This window comes from Phenylobacterium sp., assembly GCF_044371015.1.
Taxonomy (GTDB): domain Bacteria; phylum Pseudomonadota; class Alphaproteobacteria; order Caulobacterales; family Caulobacteraceae; genus Phenylobacterium.
This window is the reverse complement of the sequence record NZ_JBILUK010000020.1, coordinates 1-26,762: the sequence shown is the minus strand read 5'-3', so window position 1 is coordinate 26,762 and position 26,762 is coordinate 1. Positions and strand designations below refer to the sequence as shown.

The 26,762-nt window shown below is 67.7% G+C and carries 23 protein-coding genes, 1 tRNA gene and 1 pseudogene; 14 read left to right on the top strand and 11 right to left on the bottom strand.

Annotated features, from left to right (window positions below; translation table 11 throughout):
* A pseudogene (locus ACIQ3R_RS03400) lies at positions 1-1,002 on the top strand (glycosyltransferase family 39 protein); the annotation flags it as partial.
* Positions 999-1,901: a hydroxymethylglutaryl-CoA lyase gene (locus ACIQ3R_RS03395; protein WP_397415113.1), complete on the top strand. Its 903-nt coding sequence runs from the start codon at positions 999-1,001 to the stop codon at positions 1,899-1,901. The pseudogene ACIQ3R_RS03400 and the gene ACIQ3R_RS03395, both read left to right, overlap by 4 nt.
* A 37-nt stretch (positions 1,902-1,938) precedes the next feature.
* Here ACIQ3R_RS03395 and ACIQ3R_RS03390 read toward each other — a convergent pair whose 3' ends face one another.
* The 4 genes from ACIQ3R_RS03390 to hslV all read right to left on the bottom strand — a co-directional run bounded on the left by ACIQ3R_RS03390 (position 1,939) and on the right by hslV (position 5,876).
* The gene (locus ACIQ3R_RS03390; protein WP_397415111.1) at positions 1,939-2,859 is read right to left on the bottom strand and encodes a glycosyltransferase family 2 protein; all 921 of its coding nucleotides are present in this window, start codon (positions 2,857-2,859) and stop codon (positions 1,939-1,941) included.
* Positions 2,856-4,799, bottom strand: a complete 1,944-nt coding sequence (gene thrS / locus ACIQ3R_RS03385) for a threonine--tRNA ligase (protein ID WP_397415109.1) — start codon at positions 4,797-4,799, stop codon at positions 2,856-2,858. The genes ACIQ3R_RS03390 and thrS overlap by 4 nt, the downstream gene beginning before the upstream one ends.
* Entirely contained in the window at positions 4,796-5,071 is a 276-nt protein-coding gene (gene yidD, locus ACIQ3R_RS03380; RefSeq protein WP_397415107.1) for a membrane protein insertion efficiency factor YidD, read from the bottom strand. The genes thrS and yidD overlap by 4 nt, the downstream gene beginning before the upstream one ends.
* Positions 5,072-5,312: 241 nt before the next feature.
* A complete protein-coding gene (gene hslV / locus ACIQ3R_RS03375) occupies positions 5,313-5,876 on the bottom strand; it encodes an ATP-dependent protease subunit HslV (protein ID WP_397415105.1) in 564 nt (187 codons plus the stop codon).
* Between the two features lie 39 nt (positions 5,877-5,915).
* Between hslV and ACIQ3R_RS03370 the strand changes: the two genes are divergently transcribed.
* The 3 genes from ACIQ3R_RS03370 to ACIQ3R_RS03360 all read left to right on the top strand — a co-directional run bounded on the left by ACIQ3R_RS03370 (position 5,916) and on the right by ACIQ3R_RS03360 (position 8,338).
* The gene (locus ACIQ3R_RS03370) at positions 5,916-6,641 is read left to right on the top strand and encodes a HesA/MoeB/ThiF family protein (RefSeq protein ID WP_397415116.1); all 726 of its coding nucleotides are present in this window, start codon (positions 5,916-5,918) and stop codon (positions 6,639-6,641) included.
* 38 nt (positions 6,642-6,679) lie between these two features.
* Entirely contained in the window at positions 6,680-7,309 is a 630-nt protein-coding gene (locus ACIQ3R_RS03365) for an outer membrane lipoprotein carrier protein LolA (RefSeq protein WP_397415103.1), read from the top strand.
* Between the two features lie 222 nt (positions 7,310-7,531).
* A complete protein-coding gene (locus ACIQ3R_RS03360) occupies positions 7,532-8,338 on the top strand; it encodes an exodeoxyribonuclease III (protein ID WP_397415101.1) in 807 nt (268 codons plus the stop codon).
* On the opposite strand, the gene ACIQ3R_RS03355 is transcribed toward ACIQ3R_RS03360, so the two are convergent.
* Positions 8,339-9,247 carry a dienelactone hydrolase family protein gene (locus tag ACIQ3R_RS03355; RefSeq protein WP_397415098.1) on the bottom strand — a complete coding sequence of 303 codons (909 nt, stop codon included), beginning with the start codon at positions 9,245-9,247 and terminating at the stop codon, positions 8,339-8,341.
* Positions 9,248-9,285: 38 nt separating this feature from the next.
* On the opposite strand from ACIQ3R_RS03355, the gene ACIQ3R_RS03350 reads away from it, so the two are divergent.
* The 3 genes from ACIQ3R_RS03350 to dnaJ all read left to right on the top strand — a co-directional run bounded on the left by ACIQ3R_RS03350 (position 9,286) and on the right by dnaJ (position 13,105).
* Positions 9,286-9,753, top strand: coding sequence for a hypothetical protein (locus ACIQ3R_RS03350; protein ID WP_397415096.1), 468 nt, complete (start codon positions 9,286-9,288; stop codon positions 9,751-9,753).
* A 180-nt stretch (positions 9,754-9,933) separates the two neighbouring features.
* Entirely contained in the window at positions 9,934-11,841 is a 1,908-nt protein-coding gene (gene dnaK / locus ACIQ3R_RS03345; protein ID WP_397415094.1) for a molecular chaperone DnaK, read from the top strand.
* A 109-nt stretch (positions 11,842-11,950) separates the two neighbouring features.
* Positions 11,951-13,105 carry a molecular chaperone DnaJ gene (dnaJ, locus tag ACIQ3R_RS03340; RefSeq protein ID WP_397415092.1) on the top strand — a complete coding sequence of 385 codons (1,155 nt, stop codon included), beginning with the start codon at positions 11,951-11,953 and terminating at the stop codon, positions 13,103-13,105.
* A gap of 112 nt (positions 13,106-13,217) precedes the next feature.
* Here dnaJ and ACIQ3R_RS03335 read toward each other — a convergent pair whose 3' ends face one another.
* Positions 13,218-15,122, bottom strand: a complete 1,905-nt coding sequence (locus ACIQ3R_RS03335) for a PQQ-binding-like beta-propeller repeat protein (RefSeq protein ID WP_397415090.1) — start codon at positions 15,120-15,122, stop codon at positions 13,218-13,220.
* 129 nt (positions 15,123-15,251) lie between these two features.
* Here ACIQ3R_RS03335 and ACIQ3R_RS03330 point away from each other — a divergent pair.
* Both ACIQ3R_RS03330 and ACIQ3R_RS03325 read left to right on the top strand, forming a co-directional pair.
* A tRNA-Arg gene (locus ACIQ3R_RS03330) sits at positions 15,252-15,328 on the top strand.
* A gap of 118 nt (positions 15,329-15,446) precedes the next feature.
* Positions 15,447-17,717 carry an alpha/beta hydrolase family protein gene (locus ACIQ3R_RS03325; protein ID WP_397415088.1) on the top strand — a complete coding sequence of 757 codons (2,271 nt, stop codon included), beginning with the start codon at positions 15,447-15,449 and terminating at the stop codon, positions 17,715-17,717.
* Positions 17,718-17,742: 25 nt separating this feature from the next.
* Here the strand turns inward: ACIQ3R_RS03325 and ACIQ3R_RS03320 are convergent, their stop codons facing one another.
* Positions 17,743-18,597: a crotonase/enoyl-CoA hydratase family protein gene (locus ACIQ3R_RS03320; RefSeq protein WP_397415085.1), complete on the bottom strand. Its 855-nt coding sequence runs from the start codon at positions 18,595-18,597 to the stop codon at positions 17,743-17,745.
* A 202-nt stretch (positions 18,598-18,799) separates the two neighbouring features.
* Between ACIQ3R_RS03320 and ACIQ3R_RS03315 the strand changes: the two genes are divergently transcribed.
* The 3 genes from ACIQ3R_RS03315 to ACIQ3R_RS03305 are packed head-to-tail and all read left to right on the top strand — an operon-like array spanning position 18,800 to position 22,355.
* Positions 18,800-21,160: a TonB-dependent receptor gene (locus ACIQ3R_RS03315; RefSeq protein WP_397415083.1), complete on the top strand. Its 2,361-nt coding sequence runs from the start codon at positions 18,800-18,802 to the stop codon at positions 21,158-21,160.
* 59 nt (positions 21,161-21,219) lie between these two features.
* A complete protein-coding gene (locus tag ACIQ3R_RS03310; RefSeq protein WP_397415081.1) occupies positions 21,220-21,867 on the top strand; it encodes a hypothetical protein in 648 nt (215 codons plus the stop codon).
* A 56-nt stretch (positions 21,868-21,923) separates the two neighbouring features.
* Positions 21,924-22,355, top strand: a complete 432-nt coding sequence (locus tag ACIQ3R_RS03305) for a hypothetical protein (RefSeq protein ID WP_397415078.1) — start codon at positions 21,924-21,926, stop codon at positions 22,353-22,355.
* Between the two features lie 77 nt (positions 22,356-22,432).
* Here ACIQ3R_RS03305 and ACIQ3R_RS03300 read toward each other — a convergent pair whose 3' ends face one another.
* Positions 22,433-22,945, bottom strand: a complete 513-nt coding sequence (locus ACIQ3R_RS03300) for a hypothetical protein (protein ID WP_397415076.1) — start codon at positions 22,943-22,945, stop codon at positions 22,433-22,435.
* Between the two features lie 277 nt (positions 22,946-23,222).
* Here ACIQ3R_RS03300 and ACIQ3R_RS03295 point away from each other — a divergent pair, with 277 nt between their 5' ends.
* Positions 23,223-24,695 (top strand): MFS transporter, encoded by a 1,473-nt coding sequence (locus ACIQ3R_RS03295; protein ID WP_397415073.1) that lies wholly within the window; start codon positions 23,223-23,225, stop codon positions 24,693-24,695.
* A 3-nt stretch (positions 24,696-24,698) separates the two neighbouring features.
* Here the strand turns inward: ACIQ3R_RS03295 and ACIQ3R_RS03290 are convergent, their stop codons facing one another.
* Genes ACIQ3R_RS03290 through ACIQ3R_RS03280 form a run of 3 tightly spaced genes read right to left on the bottom strand, consistent with a single transcriptional unit; the run spans position 24,699 to position 26,632 of the window.
* Positions 24,699-25,448 (bottom strand): hypothetical protein, encoded by a 750-nt coding sequence (locus tag ACIQ3R_RS03290; RefSeq protein ID WP_397415071.1) that lies wholly within the window; start codon positions 25,446-25,448, stop codon positions 24,699-24,701.
* 9 nt (positions 25,449-25,457) lie between these two features.
* Complete coding sequence (locus ACIQ3R_RS03285; protein WP_397415068.1) at positions 25,458-26,264, bottom strand: heme-dependent oxidative N-demethylase family protein; 807 nt, start codon at positions 26,262-26,264, stop codon at positions 25,458-25,460.
* A complete protein-coding gene (locus tag ACIQ3R_RS03280; protein ID WP_397415066.1) occupies positions 26,261-26,632 on the bottom strand; it encodes a hypothetical protein in 372 nt (123 codons plus the stop codon). Before ACIQ3R_RS03280 ends, ACIQ3R_RS03285 begins: the two co-directional genes overlap by 4 nt.
* Positions 26,633-26,762 lie beyond the last annotated feature (130 nt).

Genomic DNA, 26,762 nt, shown 5'->3' with positions numbered 1-26,762 from the left:
GTCTGGGGCCTGATCCTGGTCGCCGCGATCGTGGGCCCCTGGGCCGGCGCGGTCACCGTGGCTACGGACGGCGGCTTCTGGACGGAGGCCATCGGAGCCGACCTCGCACCCAAGCTGGCGGGCGGGCAGGAGAGCCACGGTGCGCCGCCGGGCTACCATCTGCTGCTCACCCCGTTCCTGGCGTTTCCCATGACACTGCTGCTGCCCGCCGCGCTGATCGGCGCATGGCGGCATAGGGGAGAGGCCGGGGTTCGGTTCGCGCTTTGCTGGTTCCTGCCAACCTTCCTGGTGTTCGAGCTCTCGCCGACCAAGCTGCCGCACTATCCGCTGCCGACCTATGCCGCCCTGGCCTGGCTGGCCGCGCGCGCGTTCGCCGAGCCCTTGAGTCCAACCGCGCGATACGCCGGCGCCGGACTCGGCGCTCTTGTCGGTCTCGTGCTGGCCGTCGGTTGTGTGTATCTCGCCGCGCTCTTTGGCGATCCGAACGACGTCTGGGCTGTCACCCTGGCGGCCGGGCTATTCGCCGGTGCGGGCCTGCTGCCGGCCTGGTTCATGGCGCGACGCGCCGTCGGCGAGGCCACGGCGGCGGCGCTCGGTTTGGGGATCCTGGCCCATGGCGCCTTGGCCGCCCTGGTCGCGCCCGGTCTTGAGCCCCTGAAGGTCTCGGCCCGACTCGAAGCGGCTTTGGAGACGGCGCGCTTGCTCCCGCGCCAGGGCGTCGCCGAAGCGCCGGTGGCGGTGGCGGGCTACGCCGAGCCTAGCCTGGTCTTCGCGCTTGGAACCACCACCGAGCTGCACGGGGCCGCCGAAGCCGCTGCGGCCATCGTTCAAGGCCGGCCCGCGATCGTTGAAGCGGCCGAGGCCGAGCGCTTCCGGGCCGCGCTGGCCCAGGACGGCGTCGGCGTCCGCGAGGTGGCGCGCGTCGAAGGCCTGAACTACTCCAAGGGCGATCCCGTCAGCCTCGGGATCTATATGGCCGCCGGACGGGAGGATGGGCGATGAGCCGCAGGATCGAGATCGTCGAGGTGGGTCCCCGCGACGGACTGCAGAACGAGAAGACGCTGTTTTCCATCGACCAGAAACTGGAGATGATCGCCCGCCTCGAAGCGGCCGGCGCCCGGCGCATGGAGGTGGTCAGCTTCGTCAATCCCAAGCGCGTGCCGCAAATGGCCGGCGCCGAAGAAATCATGGCCGCTCTCCCGCGCCTGCAGGGCCGATCGCGGATCGGACTGGTGCTCAATGCGCGGGGCTGGGAGCGATGCGTGGCCGCAGCCTGCGACGAGGCCAATGTGGTGGTCTGCGCTTCCGATGGCTTTGGCATCCGCAACCAGGGCGCCTCGGTGGACGAACAACTGGCCTCGCTGGACGCCATCATGGAGGCGAGACGGCCTCAAGATCCGCCGGTGACCATGACGGTCTCAGTCGCCTTCGGCTGTCCTTTCGAAGGCGAGGTGGCCGAGGCTCAGGTGGTCCGCATCGTCGCCGAGGCCGCGCGCCTGAAGGTGGCCGAGATCGCACTCGCCGACACCATCGGGGTCGCCGATCCGTGGGTTGTGCGCCGTCGCGTCGAAGCCGCGCGCAAGGCGGCGGGCGACATCCCGCTGCGGCTCCACTTCCACGACACGCGCAATACCGGCCTGGCCAACGCCTTCGCCGGCGTGGAGGCGGGCGTCGATATCCTCGACGCTTCGGTCGGCGGCCTGGGCGGTTGCCCCTTCGCCCCCAACGCGACCGGCAACATCGGAACAGAGGATCTCGTCTACATGCTGGAACGCGCCGGCTTCGAAACCGGTTACGATCTGGACGCCCTTATCGGCATCGGCCGCTGGGCGTCGGATGCGCTGGGCAAGGCGCCGGCGGCGTCGGTGACGCGCGCGGGGGCGTTTCCGGTTCCCGCGTAAGCACTTCAGGGCTGGTCAACGGGTTGGGAACGGTCGCTCAGCGCGCCCGGACCAGCGGCCGCCCCACCGCCACGACGATCACCAGCGGCGTCAACATCCAGGCGACGACCTTCTGCAACCCTCCGCGGGCCTGCTTGCGGAAGAAGCGGGCCAGGCCGACGCCCTTGTGGAACTCGACCTTCAACGGGCTCGTCCGGCTCGTGCCGCCGACATGGACCGCCTGGGCCGCGGGTGCGAACACCACCTCGCCGCCCGCGCGTCGCACGCGCCAGCAGAGGTCGATGTCTTCGACGTGCAGGAAGTAGCCTTCGTCGAACCCGCCCATCTCCAGGAACGTCGCCCGGCGCATGGCGAAACAGGCGCCGGAGACCGTCGGTGTCGCGGCCGGTTCGCTCGGCAGCGCCCGATCTTCCCAGTGCACCTCGTGGCGGGCGAGGGCGGGCCGCCGCGCCAGCCCGCTCATCGAGAGCAGCGCGCTGAACGGCGTGATCTCTCCCCGCCGCCCGCCGCGCTGTTCGCTGCGGTCGGGATTGAGGATGCGCCCGCCGACCAGCGCCGGTTCGCGACGACCGGTGAGCGCGGTCGTCAACGCCGCCACGCAGCCAGCCTCTAGGAAGGCGTCGGGGTTCAGGAACACCAGAAGCTCGCCGGTCGCCGCCCGCGCGCCAAGATTGGCGCCCCGAGCGAAGCCCACATTGCCGTGGCCGGAGATCAGCCGCACGCGCGGATCAGCGACCTGGATCGCCGCCAACCGGGCCGCCTCGTCGGCGGTGGAGCCATTGTCGACGATGACGAGTTCGGACACTTCGGCGCAGGCCAGAACACGCCCCAGGCTCTCGCCCAGCGCCTCGCCGGTGCGGTAGACCACCATAACCACCGACACAAACGGACCCGCATCGCGGGTTTCAGCCGGGCGGGCCGCATCGACCACAGCTATGCGCGCCGCGCCTGCTCTCATCCCGCCTCCCCGGTCTTGCGGGCAACATCCGGTGGGTCGGCTTCCCTGGCAAGGCGGCTCGCGGCCTCGGTGAGCTCCAGCACCTCCTGGCCGTCCGAGCCCAGCCGGCGAAGGGCGACCTTGCCCTCCTCGGCTTCGCGACGACCGACCACCGCGATCACCGGAACCTTGGCCAGGCTGTGTTCCCGCACCTTGTATCCGACCTTCTCGTTGCGCAGGTCGGTCTCCACCCTGAGGCCCTGGGCGCGCAGCGATGCGGCCACTTTCACGGCATAGTCGTCGGCGTCCGAGGTGATCGTCGCCACCACCACCTGCACCGGCGCGAGCCACAGCGGGAAGGCGCCGGCGTAGTTCTCGATCAGGACGCCGATGAACCGCTCCAGCGAACCGCAGATCGCGCGATGCAGCATCACCGGCCGCTGTTTGGAGCCGTCTTCGGCCACGTACTCGGCGTCCAGACGATCGGGCAGCACATAGTCGAGTTGCAGTGTGCCGCATTGCCAGGTGCGGCCGATGGCGTCCTTCAGATGGAACTCCAGCTTCGGGCCATAGAACGCGCCTTCGCCCGGCATCGGCTCGATCGGCATGTTCACCGCCTGGCGGGCGGCGCGGTCCAGCTTCGATTCCGCGACGTCCCACACGGCGTCCGTCCCGAAGCGCTCCTCCGGTCGCAGGGCCAGCTTGACGCTGTCGAGGTGCATGCCGAAGTCCGAATAGATCGAGTTCAGCAGCCTTACGAACTTCGTCGACTCCTCTTCGATCTGGTCTTCGCGGCAGAAGATGTGGGCGTCGTCCTGCGTAAAGGCGCGGACCCGGAAAATGCCGTGCAGGGCGCCTGAGGGCTCGTACCGGTGGCAGGCCCCGAACTCCGACATCCTGAGCGGCAGGTCGCGATAGCTCTTCTGACCATGGTTGAAGATCTGCACATGTCCGGGGCAGTTCATCGGCTTGACGGCCAGGGCTTCGCCCTCCTCCGTCTCGCAGGTGAACATGTTCTTGCCGAACTTCTGCCAGTGCCCGGACTTCTCCCAGAGCTCCCGGTCCATGATCTGCGGCGCCTTGACCTCGACATAGCCGTCGTCGTCCAGCCGGCGGCGCATATAGGCCTCGACAGTGCGGTAGAGAGTCCAGCCCTTGGGATGCCAGAAGATCATCCCTTTGGCCTCTTCCTGCATGTGGAAGAGATCCATGGCGCGGGCGATTTTCCGATGGTCCCGCTTCTCGGCCTCCTCCAGCCGGTGGAGATGGGCTTCCAGGTCAGCTTCCGAGGCCCAGGCCGTACCGTAGATGCGCTGGAGCATCGGGTTGCGATGGTCGCCCCGCCAGTAGGCGCCGGCCAGCTTGGTCAGCTTGAAGGCCTTGCCTGCGGCCTTGGTGGAAGGGAGGTGCGGGCCCCGGCAGAGGTCCTTCCAGGCGCCCTGGCGATACACCGAGATCGGCTCACTCTCGGGCAGGCCCTCAATGATCTGGGCCTTGTACTCCTCGCCGATCGACCGGAAGTGAGTGATAGCTTCGGTTCGATCCCACTCCTCGCGCACGATCTTCTCGTCCCGGTCGACGATCTCGCGCATGCGGGTTTCGATCTTCGCGAGATCGTCCAGGCTGAACGGAGTCTCTCGGGCGAAGTCGTAGTAGAAGCCGTCCTCAATCGCCGGGCCGATGGTCACCTGCGTGCCGGGAAACAGCTCCTGCACCGCTTCGGCCAGGATGTGGCTGACGTCATGCCGGATCGTCTCCAGCGCATCGGGACTGTCGCGCATGACGATTTCGAAGGCGCCGCCCCTGGGCAGCGGCCGGTCAAGATCCAGAAGCTCGCCGTCCAGCTTGATGAGGACAGCCCGCTTCTCCAGCGATTTAGAGATGCCTGCGGCGATCTCGCGGCCCGTGGCGCCGAGCGGATAAGCGCGCGTGGCGCCGTCGGGGAAAATCAGGTCGATCATGTTTCACACGTCCAGTCGCGCGCGGCCCGGTCGTTTCCGGTCTTTCCGCGCGGAGGCGGCGGCGGGTCCCAGCCCGCGCCGCCCCAGGGATGACAGCGACACAGCCGCCGGACGGTGAGCACGCTCCCCCGCCAGGGGCCGTGGCCGATCAGAGCCTCGGCGGCGTACTCCGAACAGGTCGGAGCAAACCGGCAAGACCGCCCGATCAGCGGCGACAGCGTCAGCTTGTAGGCGCGAAGCGCGCCTCTGACGCATCTCTCGTAGACACTCATGCCGGCGATAGGGGCCATTGAATGGGGTTCCAGGCCTTAAGCCGCGCCCCCCACAGGTTCAAGCCACGAGGTTTAGGCCCCGCCGGCGGGGGTAGTTCGCGCAGGAGCCGTCGCGGGTCGGAAAGCCCGTTCGGCAAAGGCGTTGATCTTCGTCACGCGAACCATGGGCCGGCGTCTAGCACAGGCGGGTTGTTTTCGGAACCCGGACCAGAAGGCGCGGTGTGGCGCGCATCGGCCGAGTTTAGACGACCTCCACGGTCAGCGAACCGTTGGTGTAGACGCAGATTTCCGCGGCGATCGCCATCGCCTTTCGGGCCACGGTCTCGGCGTCGAGGCCGTCGATGTCCACGAGGGCGCGCGCCGCGGCCAGCGCATAGTTGCCGCCAGAGCCGATCGCGGCGACGCCATGCTCGGGCTCCAGCACGTCGCCGACGCCGGTGACGGTGAAAATCTGGTCCTTGTCGGCCACGATCAGCATGGCCTCCAGGCGGCGGAGATAGCGATCCGTCCGCCAGTCCTTGGCAAGGTCGACGCAGGCGCGGGCTAGCTGTTCGGGATACTGCTCCAGCTTGGCTTCCAGCCGCTCGATCAGCGTGAAGGCGTCGGCGGTGGAGCCGGCGAAGCCGGCCACCACCCGGCCGCCGGCCAAGGTGCGCACCTTGCGCGCCGTGCCTTTGACCACGGTCGGGCCCATGGACACCTGGCCGTCGCCGGCCACCACAGTGCGACCGCCCTTGCGCACCGCCAGGATCGTGGTCCCGTGCCAATCGGGGAAGGCTGGGTTATGCGAGGTGCTCTGGGCCATGGTCGCGATGTGCGGCTGCGGCCGGGCGAGGTCAAGTTGATGAGTTTCAGCGACGCTGAGATCGAGCGCTACGCGCGGCATCTGGTGCTGCGCGAGGTGGGTGGTCCGGGCCAGCAGCGACTGAAGGCGGCGCGGGTGCTGATCGTTGGCGCCGGGGGTCTGGGCGCGCCGGCGGCGCTCTATCTGGCGGCGGCGGGGGTGGGTGCTCTGACCCTGTGCGATCCCGACACGGTCGACGCCTCCAATCTCCAGCGTCAGGTGATCTACGCCGGGGCCGACGTGGGGCGGGCCAAGGTCGAGGCGGCGGCGGCGCGGCTCATCGCGCTCAATCCACACATCCGGATAGAACCCGCGAACCGTGCGTTCCACCCGGGGCTGGTCAACGACCACGACCTGGTCCTCGACGGCACCGACGACTTCGGTGTGCGCTTCGCCGTCAATGCCGCATGCGTCGCGGCGGGGGTTCCGCTGGTTTCCGGCGCCATCGGCCGCTGGACGGGGCAGGTGGGCGTGTTCGGACGCGCGCCCTGCTATCGCTGCCTGGTCCCAGAGATCCCGCCAGACGCCGAGACCTGCGTCGCCGTCGGCGTCGTAGGCGCCCTGGCCGGCGTGGTTGGCTCGATGATGGCGCTGGAAGCCATCAAGCTGATCACCGGGGCCGGCGAGCCGCTGCAGGGGAGGTTGCTCATCTATGACGGTTTGGCCGGCGAGACCCGTACGGTCCGGGTCGCCGCCGACCCGGAGTGCCCGACATGCGGCGGTTAGGCCCCATTCCCGCCGCGGAGCGGTGGCATGGATCGTCGATGACCCTGTCCCGTCGGGCCCTCGCTGTTGGTCTCGCCGCCACGCCGCTGGCGGCGCGGTCGCAACCGGCCCTTGCCCCGGCCGACAAGGCGCTGGTGGATCGAGCCGTCGCCTATCTGGAGGGGCTCACCGAGGCGCAGGGCCGTTTTGTTCAGACCGACGCACGCGGCAGAACCAGCACCGGTGCGCTGTTCCTCAAGCGGCCAGGCAAGGCGCGCTTCGCCTATGACGCGCCCTCCGGGCTGTTGGTGGTGTCTGACGGCGGGGTGGTCTCAGTGCAGGACCCGAGGCTGAAGACCTTCGACCAGTATCCGCTGTCAACGACGCCGTTGTCGCTGTTCCTGGCCCGCACCATCCGGCTGGACCGCGGGGTCGCCATCGCTCGGGTGGCGCGGGCCAGAGACGGGTTTTCGATCACCGCCCGGGATGCCCGTCGCGAGACTGTCGGCGAAATCACGCTCGATTTCATCGAAGGCCCGCTGCGGCTATCCGGCTGGACCGTCTTGGACGCCCAGCGCCGGCCGACTCGGATCAGCCTGATCGCGCTGGAGCGCGCCAGCGGACTGGACCGGGGCTTGTTTGTGCTCAAGGACCCTCGCCCAAAGAATCCGGGCCGCGGTAAGGTGTGACTGATTAGGCACAGGCAAGGTTAATCGTCTTCGCGTTTGACTTTTCGTTTGGGTGTGGCGATGATGCCACTACGTCGTTCGTGCGCCGGTCGCATGAGCGAAGTCCGTGCCGGAACCTATCCCCTCCCGGCGGCGGCATGAGAGACCAACTGACGACCCGGGCGCTTAGCAGCGCCCGGGTCTTCTTTGTCGCGTTCCAGGGAATCCCGTTAGCCAGTCCCAATGCGCCTACGCCTCTGCACCTGGAACGTGAATTCCGTCCGCCTCCGCGCCGAGCAGGTGGCGCGTTTCGTCGCCGAGCATGCGCCCGACGTCCTGTGCATGCAGGAGATCAAGTGCCGCGAGGCCGAGTTTCCGGCGAACGCATTCCGCGAGATGGGCCTGCCGCACCTGAAGATCGCCGGCCAGAAAGGCTGGCACGGAGTGGCCATCGCCTCTCGGCTGCCGCTTGAGGACGCGCCCGCGCTCGATCTCTGCCGCGAGGGCCACGCTCGGGTCGTCGGCGCGAGGGTGGCGGGCGTCGAGGTCCAGAACTTCTACATCCCGGCCGGCGGCGACACGCCGGACCGCGAGGCCAACCCCAAGTTCGACCACAAGCTCAATTTCTATGAGCGGCTGACCGCCGAACTGGCGCGACGCGATCCTGCCGCGCCCCTGGCGCTGCTGGGCGATCTGAATGTCGCACCGGGCGAGAACGACGTCTGGAGCCATCGCCAGATGCTCAAGGTCGTCAGTCACACGCCGCCGGAGACCGAGGCGTTCGCGGCGATGATGGCGGCCGGTCAACTCATCGACCTGCCCCGCGCGACCACGCCGGACCCGACCAAGATGTTCTCCTGGTGGAGCTACCGCGCCGCCGATTTTCAGGCCTCGAACCGGGGCCTCCGCCTCGATCACATCCTGGTCAGCCCAGGCCTGAAGGACGCCGCCTTCCGGCAGGGCGCAGCGGCGTCGCGGGTGCACATGGAGCCCCGCGCCTGGGACCGCCCCAGCGACCACGCCCCGGTCAGCGCCGACCTTATCCTGTAATCAGACCCCGTTCGCCTTGAAGTGGGCGAGCATCTTGGCCCAGGCATCCTCGGCCGCGTCCTTCTTGTACGAAGGGCGGTAGTCGGCGTGGAAACCGTGCTGGGCGGCGGGGAAGACCAGGATGTCGCTGCCGGTCTTGCCGGCGGCCTTGAGCGCCGCCTTCATCTTCTCGACGTCGGTCAGCGGAATGCCGGAGTCCTTTTCCCCATAGAGGCCCAGCACCGGTGCGTTCAGTTCGGGCGCGAGATCGATTGGGTTGCGGTTGGTGGCGTCGCCGGGCGCCATTCCGCCCGACAGCCGCCCATACCAGGCGACACCGGCCTTGAAGTCCTTGAGCCGCGCCACTGACTCCCACGTCACCGCCCCGCCCCAGCAATAGCCGGTGATCCCCAGCCGCTTGCCGTCTACGAACTTCTGCGCCTTGAGCCAGGCGACGGCGGCGGCCACGTCGCCGGTCACCTGGGCGTCGGTGGCCGTGGCGACGATCTTCAGGATCGCCGGGAAGTCGGTCATGGTCGAAGGATCGCCGGCGCGGACGAAGAAGTCCAGCGCGATCACCACATACCCGGCCTTGGCCAGCCGGCGGGCTGTGTCTCGGATGTACTCGTGCAGGCCGAAGATCTCGGAGACCAGCACCACCGCCGGATAGCGGCCGGCCTTGGCCGGGCGGGCCACAAAGGCCGGGATTTCACGGTCCGGCGACTTGATCTGGACAGTCGCGGTCTCGAGGCCGGCCGCCTCGGTTTTGATCGGCTGGGCCTCGGCCGACCAGGCGGCCAGCGCATAGCCGCCGGTCAGCGCCAGGGTGAGCTTGCGGCGCGATAGGGCGAGGTCTTCCGGGCGGGTGCCGTCAGGGCGGGTGAGCGTGACCATGGGCTGTTCCTTGGAGCAGGGTTTCGGACGATCCATATCCACACCATCCGCGCGGATGGGAGCCGTCAACCACCATGTCCGATCCCATCCCCCTGTTTCGTCGTCTGACGAGGGATGAAAAGGCGCTGGCGGCTGAGATGTTCGGCGCCGGCCTGGACTCGGAGCGGGTGCGCATCATGGCGGCGCCGCTGTGGCGGCGCGCGTTCGTGGCGGGTCCCGGTCTGATGGTCTGGCCCGCCGCGACGGTCCGCCCGGACTTTGCGGCGCTGGAGGTGCCGCTCCGCGTGCAGGGAGTGTTCGTGCACGAACTCACCCATGTCTGGCAGGCGCAGCAGGGCGTCTCGCTGATCCTCGCCAAGCTGAAGGCCGGGGACGGCCCCAAGGCCTATGCCTATGACCTCGATAGCGCGGCCTTCGTGGACATGAATATCGAGCAGCAGGCGATGGTGGTCGAACACGCCTTCCTGACCTCCCGGGGCGCGGCGGCGCCGCACGGAGCCGGTCGTTACGCGAGCCTGAGCGCGGCGTGGCGTCGCGGTTGACGCGGCGCGCCCTTGCGGCCCCCTCGATTTTCCCCATATCCGATCCCGACGCTGGCTTCCGCACAGGGAAAGCGGAGCCGGGGGAGACCAAAGCAAACCGGGGATGTCGCTTTTCCTCGGGCGCTTCACTAGAAGGCCCACCCGCGACGTCCGCCAAGCAGGAGCGAGCACGACCCTCTCATGAGCAAGATCATTGGTATTGACCTCGGCACGACCAATTCGTGCGTCGCCATCATGGACGGCAAGACGCCGAAAGTGATCGAGAACGCCGAAGGCGCGCGGACCACGCCCTCGGTGGTGGGCTTCATGGAAGACGGCGAGAAGCTGGTCGGCCAGCCCGCCAAGCGTCAGGCGGTCACCAACCCGACCAACACACTATTCGCCATCAAGCGCCTGATCGGGCGCAACTTCGACGACCCCGTGGTGGCGAAGGACAAGGGCATGGTGCCCTATGAGATCGTCAAGGGCCCGACCGGCGACGCCTGGGTCCGGGCTCAAGGCAAGGACTATTCGCCCCAGCAGGTCTCGGCCTTCATCCTGCAGAAAATGAAGGAAGCCGCGGAGCAGCACCTCGGTGAGAAGGTCGAAAAGGCCGTCATCACCGTCCCGGCCTATTTCAACGACGCCCAACGTCAGGCCACCAAGGACGCCGGCAAGATCGCCGGGCTCGAAGTCCTGCGCATCATCAACGAGCCTACCGCCGCGGCCCTGGCCTATGGCCTGGAGAAGAACGACGGCAAGAAGATCGCGGTCTACGACCTGGGCGGCGGCACCTTCGACGTCTCGATCCTCGAAATCGGCGATGGCGTCTTCGAGGTGAAGTCGACCAACGGCGACACGTTCCTCGGCGGCGAGGACTTCGATCTGCGGATCGTCGACTACCTGGCCGATGAGTTCAAGAAGGAGCAGTCGGTCGACCTGAGGAAGGACAAGCTCGCCCTTCAACGCCTCAAGGAAGAAGCCGAGAAGGCCAAGAAGGAGCTCTCCAGCGTCACCCAGTACGAGGTGAACCTGCCCTTCATCAGCATGAACGCGTCCGGCCCGCTGCACCTCAATGTGAAGCTGTCGCGCGCCAAGCTCGAGGCGTTGGTCGAGGACCTGATCAAGCGCACGGTCGGCCCTTGTGAACAGGCGCTCAAGGACGCGGGCCTCAAGAAGTCCGATATCGACGAAGTGATCCTGGTCGGCGGCATGACCCGCATGCCGGCGGTTGCCGAAACAGTGAAGGCGTTCTTCGGTCGCGAACCGCACAAGGGTGTCAACCCTGACGAGGTGGTGGCGTTGGGCGCGGCGGTTCAGGCCGGCGTGCTGGGCGGCGAGGTGAAGGATGTGCTCCTGCTCGACGTCACCCCGCTGACGCTCGGAATCGAGACTCTGGGCGGCGTGTTCACCCCGCTGATCGAGCGCAACACCACGATCCCGACCAAGCGCAGCCAGACCTTCTCGACGGCTGACGACAACCAGTCTGCGGTGACCATCCGCGTCTTCCAGGGCGAGCGCCCCATGGCGGTCGACAACAAGATGCTGGGCCAGTTCGACCTGGTCGGCATTCCCCCGGCGCCGCGCGGCGTGCCGCAGGTTGAAGTGACTTTCGACATCGACGCCAACGGCATCGTCAATGTCCAGGCGCGCGACAAGGCGACCAACAAGGAACAGTCGATCCGTATCCAGGCCAATGGCGGCCTCTCCGACGCCGACATCGAGGCCATGGTCAGGGAAGCTGAGAGCAACAAGGCCGAGGACGAGAAGCGCAAGGCGGCGGTTGAAGCCAAGAATCAGGCCGATGCGGTGATCCATTCCACCGAGAAGGCCCTGGCCGAGCATGGCGACAAGGTCGGCGAGGCTGAGCGTACCGAGATCCAGACTGCCCTTGACGACTTGAAGGGCGTTCTGGAAGGCGGCGACGCCGAGGTGATCGCCACCAAGACCCAGACGCTCATCCAGGCCTCGATGAAGCTCGGCGAGGCCATGTACAAGGCCCAGCAGGACGCAGCCGAAGAGCCCGCGGCCTCGGGCCCGGGCGCAGCCGACGATGTGGTCGACGCCGAGTTCGAGGAAGTGGACGGCGACCAGAAGAAGTCCGCCTAGAGCTCTGTCTCAAAGAACGGGCCCCGCCGCCGCACGCCGTTGAGGCCTTGCGGCGGCGGGTGCGCCCTCCCACCTGCCAACCATCGACACCCGGGCGCTGATCGATCCGATGCGGGACTATTACGACATTCTCGGTGTGGATCGCGGCGCCGACGACGCGACGCTTAAGGCTGCGTTCCGCAAGCAGGCGATGGAGCATCACCCCGACCGCAACGGCGGCTGCGAGGAGGCGGCGGGACGCTTCAAAGAGATCAATGAGGCTTATTCCGTCCTGTCGGACGCGCAGAAGCGGGCGGCCTATGACCGCTTCGGCCATGCCGGCGTGAACGGCGCACAAGGCGGGCAGGGCTTTGGCGGCGGCCAGTTCCACGATGTCCACGACATCTTCAACGAGGTGTTCGGCGACATTTTCGGCGGACGCGGCGGCCAGCGCGGGCGCAGCGGCCCGGCGCGCGGCTCGGACCTGCGCTACGATCTCGAAATCAACCTTGAGCAGGCCTATGCCGGCGCTGAGGTCGAGATCACAGTTCCAGTCACGCTCACCTGCGAGGCCTGCGAGGGGTCCGGCGCCAAGCCCGGCACACAGCCCACCACCTGTTCCAGCTGCCAAGGCCAGGGCCGCGTGCGGGCCAGCCAGGGCTTCTTCTCCATCGAGCGCACCTGCCCGCGCTGCGGTGGTTCAGGCCGCATGGTGGCCGATCCTTGCGGCGACTGCCGTGGCCACGGTCAGGTTCGGCGCGAGCGTACGCTATCGGTGCGCATCCCGGCGGGCGTGGACGACGGCGCCCGCATCCGCCTCTCCGGCGAGGGCGACGCCGGCCAGCGCGGCGGCCCGCGCGGCGATCTCTATATCTTCCTCTCGGTGCAGCCGCATGAGTTGTTCGAGCGCGACGGGTTGGATCTGCTCTGCACCGTGCCGGTGCCGATGACCACTGCGGCGCTGGGCGGCCAGATCGAGGCGCCCTGCCTGATGGGCGGCGATGACTGCGATGGCGAGTGCCGTCTGCCGGTGGATGTGCCCGAAGGGTCCCAGACCGGCCGCACGATCCGGCTCAAGGGCCGCGGCATGCCCTCGCTCCGCTCTCGCCAGCGCGGCGATCTGGTGGTGGAGATCTTCGTTGAGACGCCCTCGCGGCTGACCGCCCGCCAGCGCGAGCTGCTGCGCGAGTTCGAGGCCACCTGCGCCGACCAGCAGCACCCGAAATCAGCCGGCTTCGTCGGCAAGTTCAAAGAGTTCGTCGAAGGCGTGACGCGGCCGAGTTAGCGAGCCCCCGCCGTCCGCTTCGCGGCCACCGCCCCCAATCCGCGCTTCGCGCTGGGGGAGGACCAATGTCCTCTTGTCCTCCCCCCGACGGGGGAGGGGGCTAACCTCGGCCTCACTCCGCCCTGGGCCGCAGCGCCACCAGCACATTGCCCGCCGCCTGGCCGAAACTGGCGTAACCGGCGTTGACGAACACCATGCCGTCGCCGGCGAACAGGCCCGCAGCGTCGATCGAGCCGCCGGCTCCGGGCAGACCGGTCACCGTCTGCGGATAGGGTCGCGCCATGTCGATCATCGAGAGCACCTTGCCGGTCCTGGCCTCGAACACCCACAGCCGCCCGTCCAGCGATCCGGCCAACAGGGCTCCGTCGATCACCAGCGGCGCTGCAGAGAGCCCAAAGCGCGTCTGACAGGTGGAGACCTTGGCCCGCTCGCCGGCGCAGTCGGGCGCGGCCCGCCAACTCCAGGCCACCTTGCCGCTGGCCACATCGACCGCGTGCATGCCCGCCGCCGAGCGATCGGCCGGCACGTTGGGGTCGCTGATGGGGGCGAACACCCGCGCCCCATCCGTCGCGATGGCCCAGTGGATTCCCCCCAGCGGCGTGCCCTGGCCGAACTTCTGGTTCCAGATCTTGCGGCCCGTCTTCGCATCCAACGCCCAGACGTCGCCGGACTTCTGGCCGCCGAGAATCACCGCGCCGCCGCCCGCCTTGCGGAAGATCACCGGCCCGCCGCCGAAGTCGTGGTCGAGCAGCACGCTGCCTTCGCCGGCGAAGAAGCAGTTCGGCCCGGGCTTGCGCTTGTCGTCGGCGCCCACCGGGCACGACATGTTCCAGATGTCGTTGGCCAGGGCCTGGAACACCCACTTCTGGCGGCCGGAGGCCAGGTCGATGGCGATGATGGCGTTACTGGTTGCGGTGCCCGGCGGCGAGGTGTTTTCCCCGGTCGAGACATAGACCACGCCGGCCTTCAGATCGACCGAAGGGCTAGACCAGATCGGCGCGCCCGAGGGGCCGAACATCTGCACGCCCTGCGCGTTGGTGCGGCCGAGCGGCTTGGCCGGCTCCATGGTGCGCCAGGTCCAGACCACCTTGCCATCCGCGGCGTTGACCGCCGCCACCGCGCCGTGGCTCTTGCAGCATTCATGGCTGGGTCGCATCGCCAGCGCCACGTCGCTGGCCGAGATCGGCACGATGATCTTATCGCCGGCGAACAGCGCCGAGCCGGATAGCGGCACCGTCTTGTCGTGGCGCGGATCGGCCCGCCACAGGATCTTGCCTGTCTTGGCGTCGAGCGCGATCAGGTTGCCAGAGCTTTCCCCGCCGACGAGGCCCATGGGCCCGTCCTTGCCGAGGCGGCCGTAGGCCAGGCTGTTGCGCACTTGCGAGGGCGTCTGGGTGGCCCACTTCACACAGCCGGTCTTGGTGTCGAGCGCGAGGATATGGCCGGCCTGGCCGGCGGGATAGAACAGTGTGTTCCCCACGACCACGCCCTGGCCGCGCAGGCCTGAGGTGCGCGGCATGGCGAAGGCCCACGCCACTTCGAGGCGCGCCGCCTGAGCCGTGGTCAGGCCTGCCTGCCTGGCGTTCATCCGCCGCGAGTTGTCGGTGTCGACGCCGAAACCCACCTGGGCCGGCGCCGCGGTCAGATCCACCGCCGCGCGTTCGGTCGGGCAGCGCGCCGCGTCGATCCAGGCCGTGCCGGCCGGCCCCTCTGGGGCGGCCAGATAGGCCACCACGTCGCGCAGCTGGCGGCGATCAAGCGTCTCACCTACCGGCTTCATGACCCCGGTGGTCAGTGCGGTCATCAGGGTCTGGGCGCTCATCTTGCGCAGCACGCCTATCGGCGCCGCACGGCTGCCTTCTTCGGGCGCCTCATGGCAGACCGCGCAGTGCTCCTCATACACCGAGCGGCCCGGGTGCGGGGCCTCGTCCGTCGCCTGGGCGAGCGCCGGGCTCGCCGCCGCTAGACCCGCGATCGCCACAAGACCGGCCGCCGCTCTGCGCATCCAGGATGTCATCCGAACGTCCCCCTCGAACGGCCGGACCCTAGAGTCGATCTCTTAGCGGCCGATTGCGCAGCTGAAATCCCAAGCGGCGGGTTTGCGGCGGCCTCACGTTTCCGCTAGAGACACGCCTCCTCTGGAACCGCACCCGTAGCTCAGCTGGATAGAGCGTTGCCCTCCGAAGGCAAAGGTCACACGTTCGAATCGTGTCGGGTGCGCCAGGGGGGCTTTCGCCCTTGCTTCAGGCTTGAGGCCCAGTTCGGATTGGCCTGATCTTCGCCTCCGTATCGACTCCCCGCGGCAAATGGAGAACCCTGTGCGCGACGCCTGGGGGGATGAATGCCGATGAAGGTGCAGATCGAGGCGGCGCGGCGGTGGATCGTTCGCGCCTGCACGCCTTCGGACGCGGGCTGGGCAGGCGCGGCCTGGGGGCTGATCGGCCTCTGGCTGGTGTTCATCCTGTCGTTCGTTCTGCACGACGTGCTGCCGGACTTCGCCATCGGCAAGGCTGCGGGATTGATGGCGATGCTGGGCGCTCTGGCGTTTGCGGGCCTGGGCGCCCTGCTGACCCTGAGGCTCCTAAACCTGCTGCGCCCGGGCTACCGCCTGGGGTTGGCGCTGACCGTGCCACCTCTTGTCGTGCTGCTGATGGCGGTCTGGGACCTGAAGGGCGCGGTCATCGCTACGGCCCTGCTGGCTTTAGGAATCAGCTTCACGGTCGGCGCCGGCGCGGCCCTGGTTCGGCGCGGCGGCGGACGACAGACGCTCGGATCCTGGATGTTCCTGGCGCTCGGCGTGTCGACGCTGGCCGCGCTGGGTGTCGGGATGGCGCGGACGCCGCCCGACCCCAACCCGACGCTGGCGTCCTATCGACTGGCGGGCGCCACGCTCAACCTCCCTAACCCCGGGCGCCCCGGTCCGTTCAGGGTGCAGAGCCTGACCTACGGCAGCGGCGTAGATCGACATCGTCCCGAGTACGCCGCCAAGGCCAGCTGGCGGTCGCAGTCGGTCGACAGCTCCAAGCTGGACCGCGAGTGGAAGGGCCCGGTCGGCTGGTTCCGCACCCTCTACTGGGGGTTTGATCCCAAGCGTTTCCCGGTCCAGGGCCGGGTCTGGACGCCGGTAGGCGCGGGCCCCTTCCCGCTGGTCCTGATCGTCCACGGCAACCACGCGATGGAAGCCTTTTCCGACCCCGGCTACGCCTATCTGGGCGAGTTGCTCGCCAGTCAGGGGTTCATTGTCGTGTCGGTGGACGAGAACTTCCTCAACTCGTCGCTGAGCGACATGGTCGATCCGATCAACAGCCGCCCATCCAAGGAGAACGATGCGCGCGGATGGATGCTGCTGGAGCATCTGGCCCAGTGGCGGCGCTGGAACAGCGATCCCGCCCACCCGATGTTCGGCAGGGTCGACATGGAGCGCATCGGCCTGATGGGCCATTCGCGCGGCGGCGAGGCGGCGGCGGTGGCGGCGGCGTTCAACGGGCTCAGCCACTATCCCGACGATGCGACCCTGCCATTCGACTATGGCTTCAAGATCGGCGCCGTGGTGGCCATCGCCCCGGTGGACGGCCAGTACAAACCCCGCGAGCGCCCCACACCGCTGAAGGACACGAACTACTTCGTCATTCACGGCAGCCTTGACGGCGATGTCACCTCGTTCATGGGCGCCTCGCAGTTCTCGCGCATTGCGCTCACCGGCCAGGCGCCTGCCACGAAGGCGCAGCTCTATGTGAAAGACGCCAACCACGGCCAGTTCAACACCAGCTGGGGGCGTGACGACATCGGCATGCCCTGGCCGGTGCTGGACAAACGCAGAATCCTGGACCCGAACGCGCAGCGCCAGATCGCCAAGGTCTACTTTTCGGCCTTCCTGCAGATGACGCTGATGGATCGCGAGGGCTACCGACCGCTGTTCGAGGACCCCCGGCGCGGGGCGGCCTGGCTGCCCAAGGGCTATCTGGCGGCCGATTACGCCGACAGCGCCACCCGCTGGGCGGCGACCTTCGAGGAGGACATCAATCCCGGAACCGCTGGCGCGCCCGGCGCCCGGATCACGGCCCGGAACCTGGCGGTTTGGCGAGAGCTCGACGTCGGTCTGAAGTGGAATCCGCTCGACAGCCAGGTCGTTCAGATCGCCTGGGATGATCGCGTCCATAAGGCCCAGGCCAGTTACAGCGTCGACCTGGGTCCGGCGGGACTGGCTGCCGGACCCGGCGCGGCCCTGGTGTTCAGCGCGTCGGACGCTGGGATACCCTCCCTCCCGGACGGCTTCGAGCCGCCCAAGGCCAAGGCCAAGCCGCCCAAGCCCGGGCCGCTGGACTGGACGGTCGTGTTGATCGACGCCAACGGTGTCGAGGCTAGGCTCCCACTGTCGCGGGATCAGGTTCTCTATCCCCAGATCAAGGGTCAGACGCGCCTGTTCCCGGAGATCGACGGGGGCAAGGCGGCCGAGGTGGTGATGCGTCGCTATCGTTTGCCGCTAGCCGATTTCGCCGCCGCCAGTCCGGCTTTCGACCCGACCCGCCTTACGGCGATGAGGTTCGATTTCGACCGGTCGAAACGCGGCGCCATTGTGATCGACAATATCGGCGTGGCGCCTGGGGCTTAAGGATCTTTCCTCCAAACCGTCGCGCTCACCGCCGCTTGGACACCTGGCTTGCGATGGGATCGCCGCTGTCGCGCTCGGCGACGGCCTGCTTGAAGCCCACGTCCTGAGCCCGCTCCCGGAACCACAGGCCCTCCGGGGTGTGGCGCGCGATGCCGTCGAACAGCGTGGCCATCATCTGCGTCGATTGAAGTCCCATGTTCTCATAGGCCTGATTGACCACCATCTTGGTCATCATCAACTGGTTGCGTGGCACGCCCTGCAGGCGGCCGACGAGCGCGGCGATCTCGTCCTCGAACGCCTCGGGCTCGGGCGCGGCCAGGGCCAGGCCGATCCGCGCCGCCTCGCGGCCTTCGATCAGGTCGCCGGTCATCATCAGCCGCTTGGCCATCTGTGGGTCCAGCCGATAGACCCACATGGCCGGGGTGGGCACGCCCCAGACACGCGCCGGCGGATAGCCGATGCGGGCGGTCGATTCCATGATCAGGAAGTCGCAGCAGAGCGCGATGTCCGACCCGCCCGCCACGGCTGAGCCGTGCACGCAGGCGATCGTCGGCTTACGGCAGCGCCACAGGCTCATGAAGTCCTGGGTGTTGCGCCACATACCGGCAAAATCGAGCGTCGGGTCCCAGGGCATCTCCTGATTGCCGCCGCCAGCGCCCTTGCGTTCGGCGAACTCGACCAGATCATAACCGCCGCAGAAGCCGGGCCCGGCGCCGCGCACCAGCAGCACATGCACATCCGGGTCGCGGTCCGCCAGATCGACGGCCGCAGCGATCTCCTTGGGCATATGGCGGTCGATGGCGTTGAAGCGGTGCGGCCGGTTGAGAGTCAGCGTCGCGATCCGGCCTTCGACCTCGTAGAGGATGGATTGGAAGTCCATGAGTGTCTCCGTCCCACGCGTCCGCCACGTTGGCGCAATGGCCGCAGCATTCCAACCCACCGCCACCCTGTGCCTCATCGGCCACAGGTCGTGGCCGAAACGCCTCCTGCGTCATCTGCCCCTGCCCAGGTGACACTTTTTTGACTAGGCCAGCCCAGGAAACAGGCAGCGACTCATGCTGCGGCTGTTGAAGGACCCCCATATGACCAACCGGAAGTTTCTCCTCGCTACGCGCGCCAGCGCGCTCGCCATCCTCATCGGCCTGCCGGCCGGCGCCGTTCAGGCCGCCGACGCCGAGGTCGAGGAACTGGTCGTCACCGCGCGGAAGCGGGACGAAGCCCTGATCGACGTGCCGTTCTCGGTGGCCGCGCAGAGCGAGCAGGTGATGCGCGAGCGAGGCGTGACCAATGTGGAGGATCTCTCCCGGTCGATCGCCGGCTTCACGGTGCAGAACCTCGGCCCCGGTCAGAGCCAGGTCGCCATCCGCGGCATCTCCGCCGGCCAGTTGGTCCGCGACCAGCCCGGCGTGAAGGAGCAGGTCGGCGTCTATCTCGACGAGAGCGTGATTTCGCTGTCGCTGTTCACCCCGGACCTCGACCTTTTCGACCTCAATCGCGTCGAAGTGCTGCGCGGTCCCCAGGGCACGCTGTTTGGTTCGGGCTCGCTCTCAGGCACCGTGCGCTACATCACCAATCAGCCGAAGCTGGGCGTGCAGGAAGGCACGATTGAGCTGACGGCCAATCAGGTGCAGGGCGGCGATCTGGCCGGCTCGCTGAAGGCTTCGGTCAACCTGCCGCTGGGCGAGACGGCGGCGTTGCGCGTCGCCGCCTTCACGGAGCAGTTCGCCGGCTTCATCGATGCGGTTCAGCCGAACGGCACGGTGCGCGAGAACGTCAATGACGGCGACCGTTACGGTTTCCGCGCGGCGCTCACCTTCCAGCCCAACGAGGCGCTGACGATCACGCCCCGCGTGATCTACCAGAAGATCGACGTGGACGGCTTCAACCGGGTCGACGTCTTCAACATCCTGGCCAACGAGTTCACCACCACCCGGCCGCGCGTGCGCCTGGGCGGCAACAAGCAGTTCACCCAGCTCAAGGAAAAGTTCGAGGACGAGTTCCTGCTGGGCGACCTGACCCTGCAGTACGACGCAGGCGACATCACCTTCACCTCGGTGACCAGCTATTCTGACCGCGACGTGCTTGTGCTGCGTGACGCCACCGCGCTCACCGGTTCGATCACCGGCGGCAGCATCGGCCTTCCTCAGGCGGTCTACACGATCAACGCGCCCCTGGCCGACACCACCAGCGTCAAGAGCTTCACTCAGGAAGCCCGCTTCGCCTCCGACACCGACGGCCCGCTGCAGTGGGTGGTCGGCGCGTTCTATTCGGACGTGGACCGTGACTACGCCCAGGACCTGACCGTCGCCGGCTTCACCGCCGCTACGGGCATCCCGAGCCGCGGTCGGGTGGCGCCGCAGGATCACCTCTACTTCTCGGTGGTCCCCTACCAGCAGAAGCAGTTCGCGGTGTTCGGGGAAGCGACCTTCCAGGTCACCGACCGCCTCGATGTCACCGGCGGCCTGCGCTGGGCCGACTACAAGGAAAACCGGACGCTGACCTTCGACGGCATCTTCGCCGACGTGACCATCGCGGCGCCCGGCAAGACCAAGGCCGACGCATTCGTCCCGCGCGTCATCCTCGCCTACAAGGCGACCGACGACGTGACGCTGAACGCCCAGGTCTCGAAGGGCTTCCGGCTGGGCGGGGTCAACGACCCGCTGAACCGTCCGCTCTGCACGCCGGCCGACCTCGCCACCTTCGGCGCGCTTTCCCCGCCGAGCTTCAAGAACGAGACGGTTTGGAACTACGAGGCGGGCGCCAAGGCCAACCTCGGCGGCCGGGGCACGCTCAGCGTCGCCGGCTTCTACGCCGACATTTCTAACCTGCAGGCGACCATCGACGCCGGTTCGTGCTCGTCGCGGATCATCGCCAATGTGTCCAGCGCCCGTTCAATGGGTGTCGACGCCGAGTTCGGCTACCAGCTGAGCGACAACTTCGACATCGCGGCCAGCGCTTCCTACAACGACTCCGAGCTCACCTCGAGCCTGCGGGACGTTGCGGGCGCGCCGATCCAGGGTCTGCGCGACGGCAATCGTTTGCCGACGGTGCCCAAGTTCCAGGCTTCATTCAGCGTCGGCTATGAGCGCGAGCTGGAAAGCGGCGAGGAGGTGTTCGCCAACCTGACCGTGCAGCATGTGGGCAGCCGGATCACCCAGGTGTCGGACCAGGAGAACGACCCCCGCACTGCGTCGCTGTTCCGCAACATCGGCGCCACCTCAGTGGCGGTGCTCAGCTTCCCGCTCGAGCTGCCGTCCTATGAGATCGCCAACTTCCGGGTCGGCGTCCGCGGCGAGAACTGGGAAGTGGCCGGGTTCGTCAACAACCTGGGCGACGAGCGCGCCAAGCTGGCGATCGACCGCGAGCGCGGTCTCCGCGCCCGCTACGGCTTCCTGACCAACGCGCCGCGCACCTACGGCGCGACCATCCGCCGCTCGTTCTAGGTCCTGAGTCGGGCCGGAGTGGGTTTCCCATTCCGGCCGGACCGGGCAAGCTGGCCGGCATGACCAAAGCCGCGCCATCGCTCCGCAAGGGGCCTCTGATCCTGACGACAATGGGCGCGCTCGGCCTGGGCGCGCTCATTGTTTTTGGGGCGGTCCTGCCGGTGGAATTCAACCGCGACCCGCTGGGCCTCGGCAAGCTGACAGGCCTTTCGCGACTCTGGGCGCCGGCCGAAACCGAGGTCGCCGCCAGCGCGGCCGCCCGCGCGCGTGAATACGCCACCCCGTTCCGCACCGACGTGATCGAGATCCCGTTGGGCGGTTTCCTGGAAGGGGTCGAGCGTTCGGAGCTGGAGTACAAGGTCCGGATGGCGAAGGACGCCACCCTGATCTACGCATGGGAAGTGGAAGGCGCGGCCGACGCCAGGGATTTCCATTTTGACCAGCATGGCCACACCACCCCCGCGCCCGGCCAACCGATGGTCGTCTCAACCTGGCGGCAGGGCTTCGGGTTGAAACAGCAAGGCGCGCTCACCGCCCCCTTCGACGGCATTCAGGGCTGGCAGTTCTCCAACTCCAGCGAGCAGCCCGTCGTGGTGCGCCTCAGGCTGTCGGGCTTCTACGATCTGGTCCCGGTCGGCGCGCCCGGCAACGAGGCGGGGATCCTCGCCAATGTGCCGGCCGCCCAGGCGCGCCCGGCGACGCCGTGATCCGGCTGCAACTTCGCCGCAATCGGCGCGCTGAGTGCATCCGCAAGGAGCCGCCCATGACTGTTCGCGCCTTCGTCCTGATCACCGCCCTTTTCGTCGCGACGCCCGCCTTGGCCGAGGAGTCGCCCTTGGCGACAGCCTCGACCACGCCCGCCCCGGCCATGAGCACGGCCGACCAGATCGACACCTGGCTCCGGTCGTCACCGGCCCTGGCGGCGCCCGATCTCGACGCCGAACCTCGCAACATGACCTTCGACGATCGCAAGCTGCACGGCGAAGTCACCGTCGGCGTCGGCACGCGCGGCTACCGCCACCTTTCGCTGCGCGCCACCGCGCCCGTCGGCGAGAGCGGCCGGGTCAGCGTCGCCTTCGGCGAGACGCGCGGCCCCGGCTGGCGTATCGACCCGCGCTGTGATCTGGAGGCCATGACGCCGCCGAGGCCGCTGGATCACATCGGCGGTCCGCACGGCGCCTGTCCGCTCGACTAGCCCGCCATCGACCGAACCGGCGCTCGCGCCACTGAGGGGCGCCAAGGGCCGTGGGCGGGACTCTCGAGCGGCTTCCGCTACTTTGCCGGCATGCTCGGCAACGGATCGGCCTTGGCCGGACCAGTGGCCTGCATTTCAGGATCAATCACGAACTGATCGTGGCAGGCGACGCAGGTCTGATAGAGCTTGCCGCCTTCATCGAACACCGCCTGCTTGTCGCGCTTTTCGGCTGCCGCGCGGGCGATCCAGGCCTGATCGCTCATGGCCTTGGAGAAGCGATTCCAGTCGGCGATGGGCTCGCGGGCGCGATGCGGGAGCTGCAGCGTATTGCCGGCCTCGATCAGGATGCTCGCGCCGGTGACCAGGACGTCCCAACCCTCGTCGGTGGTGGGCGAGAGATCCCGCTCACCCGCCTCGGTGATCTCGTAGCCTGACCCACGCCAGTACATGAAGGCCGCCGGATCGACCACGTGGCCCATGTACTCGGTCATCGGCAGATCGGTGTGAAAGTCGGCCTTGGCGGCCGGCTGCTGTGGCTGGCAGGCGGCCAGCGCCGGCAAGGCCAGCGCCAGGATCAGTACTCTGCGCATCATCATCTCCCCCGATGCGATCGTTTCCACCCATGCTAGATGGCGGGCGTTGCCGCCGGATTGCAGGAAGCAGTCGCCCGCAGCATGGAACACCGTCGACGCGTTTGGCTGAATCCCCAACCGGGCCGCGGGTGTCACGCGACGAAAACACAGCTTCGCAAGGGTCGCTTCAAGAGTCTCGAAAGAGCGGTACGGCGCGATTGACGCTACCGCCCGCGTGGCCTCACAGTCACGCCAAGCGCGCCGGGCTACGAGCGCGCGGGAGGAACATCGCGACATGACTCAATCCTCGGCTCCGTCCGCAGGGGTGGATGATCGCCTGCCGCTTCGCACAAAGCTGGCCTTCGGGATCGGCAGCGCTGCGGAGTCCATCGCCCTGTACTCCGTCTCGGCGTTCGGGCTGCTGTTCTACAATCAGGTGCTCGGCGTGCCGGCGCACCTCGCCGGCCTCGCGATCTCGGCCAGCCTGTTCCTCGACGCGCTTTCAGACCCGATCGTCGGCTCCTGGTCGGATCGAACCCGATCCAAGCTGGGCCGTCGCCACCCCTACATGTACGCCGCGCCGATCCCGATCGCGCTGAGCGTCTACGCGATTTTCAACCCGCCAGCGGGCATGGACCAGACGGGCCTGCTGATCTGGTTCGGCGTGTCGGTAATCATGCTTCGCCAGGCGATGACCTTCTTCCACACGCCGCACCTGGCGCTGGGGGCCGAGCTTTCGACGCAATACATCGAGCGGTCCAAGGTGATGGCCTACAACAGCTTCTTCGCCTGGGCCGGGGCTGCATTTGTCACCACGATCGCTCTGCGGATCTTCTTCCCGTCCACGCCGGAATTCCCGCGCGGGGTGCTGAACCCGGAGCCGTGGCCGATCTTCGCCCTTGCGATGGCTGTGGCGGCGCTGGTTATCCTGTTCTCTTCAGCCTGGTTCACCCGCGACCGCATCCCGTTCCTTCCACCTCCGGCCAAGGACGAGCCTGGGTTCAGCCCGGCGGCCTTCATCAAGGATGTCGGTCGAGCCCTGACCAACGCCAACTACGCCTGGCTGCTGGTCGCCTACTTCTTCCTGTCGCTCATGCTGGGCCTGCGCGAGTCGCTCAGGATGTACACCAACACCTTCTATTGGGGCCTCAACTCGGAGCAGCTCAGCCTGTTCATCATCGGCAGCTTCATCGGCTACGCTTCGGCGTTCCTGATTGCGCCGCGGCTCCATGGCCGTGTCGATAAGCGTCGCGCGATGATCGCCTCATGCTTCATCTACGCCCTGATCCCGCCGATCCCGATTGTGTTGGGGCTCATGGGCTGGCTCACCCCCGACAATCCGATGTTGCTGCCGATCCTGATCACCTTCGCGGGGATCGGAAACCTGACGGTGAGCATCCTGCAGATCAGCGTCATGTCCGCCCTGGCCGACATCGCCGATGAGAACGAGCTGAAGCACGGCGTACGTCAGGAAGGCGTCCTCTACTCCACACGCGCCCTCGCGGCGAAGATGGACCAGGCGATCGGCGCGGCGCTCGGCGGCTTCGTCATCACGGCGATCCAGTTCCCAATCAAGGCGACCCCAGGCGAGATCGCGCCCGCCATCCTCAATAAGCTGGCCTTCGCCGACGGCGTGCTCGCCGCGATCCCGGGACTCATCGCGGTGATCTTCTATGCCCAGTACAAGATCAACCGGGGCAAGTACGAGGAGACCCGCGCCGCGCTCAACGCACGCAAGGCGGCCGCCGCGCCGGCGCCGGCCGAGTAGCGCTCACCCCGGCCGGAGCGCCTGCATGAGACTGCCGGTGTAGGCGGCGTGGCCCACATGGGTCAGCCGCGCCTCAAAGTCAGCCCAGATGTCGCCGCCCAGATCACGCCAGCGGCGGCAGAAGGCGTAGTCCTCAGACAGATACTGACCGGTCTCTGGCTCGATCATGGTGTCGAACACCATCACCGCCTCGGGCGCCAACTTGTCGCCCATGTCGCCCATCTTGGCCCGAAGCTCCGGGTGGGCGTCGCAGATGTTCTGCATCGCCTGGCGCTTGATCAGCAGGAAGCCGGTGCCGCCATAGGCCACTTTGGCGAAGCCGTTCTCCACGTGAACGCTGTTGTCCGGCGTGGGCAGAAAGCGGACCACATAGCCCAAGCCCACGGTCTGGAGATCGGCGACGTTGGCCTTGGCCGCAGCGCGCACCTTCTCCCAGTCGATCTTCTTCAGCGGGCAGACGGCCGCGATCACGTCCTTGTCTGCTTCCAGAAGCCGGAACACCTGCTCCGGCGGAAAGCCGATGTCGGCGTCGATGAAGAGGATATGCGTCGCCTCCGGATGCGCCAGGAAGGCCGCCGCCAACCGCGACCGGCCCCGAGTGATCAGCGCCTCGCCGCCCATCATGTCGATATGCAGGCCGACGCCGCGCGCCCGACAGGCGTCCTGCAGTTTCAGGAGCGAGTCGACGAAGTAGAGGTTCAGGTTGCCGCCGTAGCAGGGGACGGCGAGATACAGGAACGGCGTCTGGGGCATCGGCACAGCTTAGGGGCCTGTCAGCACGGCGTCGATCAGGTCATCGTAGAGATCGAGGCGCTTGTAGGCGCGGAAATCCACGCTGGCGGTTCGCCACGCGTGGGCGAAGGCGGTGAGGCGGCCCGGGTCGGCGGCGATCTCGGCGAGCGAGATGATCCGGACGCGAATCGTGAAGGCGATGGCGCCGGTGTCCGGCAGGCGTCGCAGGGTCTGGCGTTCGCTGCGGACGAACAGGCTCTCGGCCGCACGCATAGGATCGATCTGGGGGATCGCTGCGCGCATCGGGGCCGGGTCGGGTATGTGAAGCTCGGGCGAGGAGACGACGCTCCAGTTCCAACGCTCAACGAGCGCGTCGTCCTGCAGGTTGTCAAAGATGCGGGTGACACGGGACAGCAGGGTGGTCTCGAAGCCGGGGACGGGACCGTGAAGTTCGGCCAGCGAGCGGCCGATCACCTCTTCGGCGGCGAAGAAGCTGCCGGCGCTGAGTGAAAGCGCGGTCAGACGCCAGGCCCCCTCATCTCGGGCCATCAGGCAGAGATCATCCGCCACCTCGCGGGCCGCGGCGTAGAGCGGCGGATAGGCGTCGGCGGCCAGTGTCCTTCCGGTGGCGCGGGCCACCAGCTCGGCCAGCTCGGTCTGGGCCGCGCGCGAACCCTCAAGTTCCGCCCAGACCAGCGGCCTGGCGGTTTCGAACAAGAAGTCCTTCCGCGCCGTCGGATCGGTCTCGCCGCCTTCGAACCAAAGGGCCTCCGGGATCGGCGCGAGCCCGATGCGGAACACGCCGCCGCTAGCCCAAGGATCGCCGGCCCTGGTCATGCCCGCCTGACCCGAGGCCAGAGCCACCGTGCAACCACCATCACCGCGACGCCTGCGGCGACGCCCACCACGTCGGCGACAACATCCAGCGGGTCAGCGTGTCGACCCGTCGGGGCCACTGCCTGAACGCCCTCGATCACGGCGCCGAAGACGAGCGCAAAAACCGGAATCGCCAGCCGCCGGCCCGGCGCCAGCGCATAACCGGTGATTGTCAGTACGAACCATGCGGCCGCATGCTCAAAGCGGTCGCCGCCACCGCTGGACGGCAGCTGCTCGCTTGGCGCGACGCAGATGACGAACAGGATCGCCACGGCCAGAGCATAGAGCCCCAGGCGGACCGGGCGGGGAAACCGATAGGGCAGAACCATCCTGGCCTTACTTGCACGTCCCCGGCCGCCTCTCTAGACGTCGCGGCTCGGGACGCGGGTTGAGGAGACGAGCGTGGCGGTCGAGGCGGTGATCTGGGACTTCGGAGGCGTGTTCACCTCTTCGCCGTTC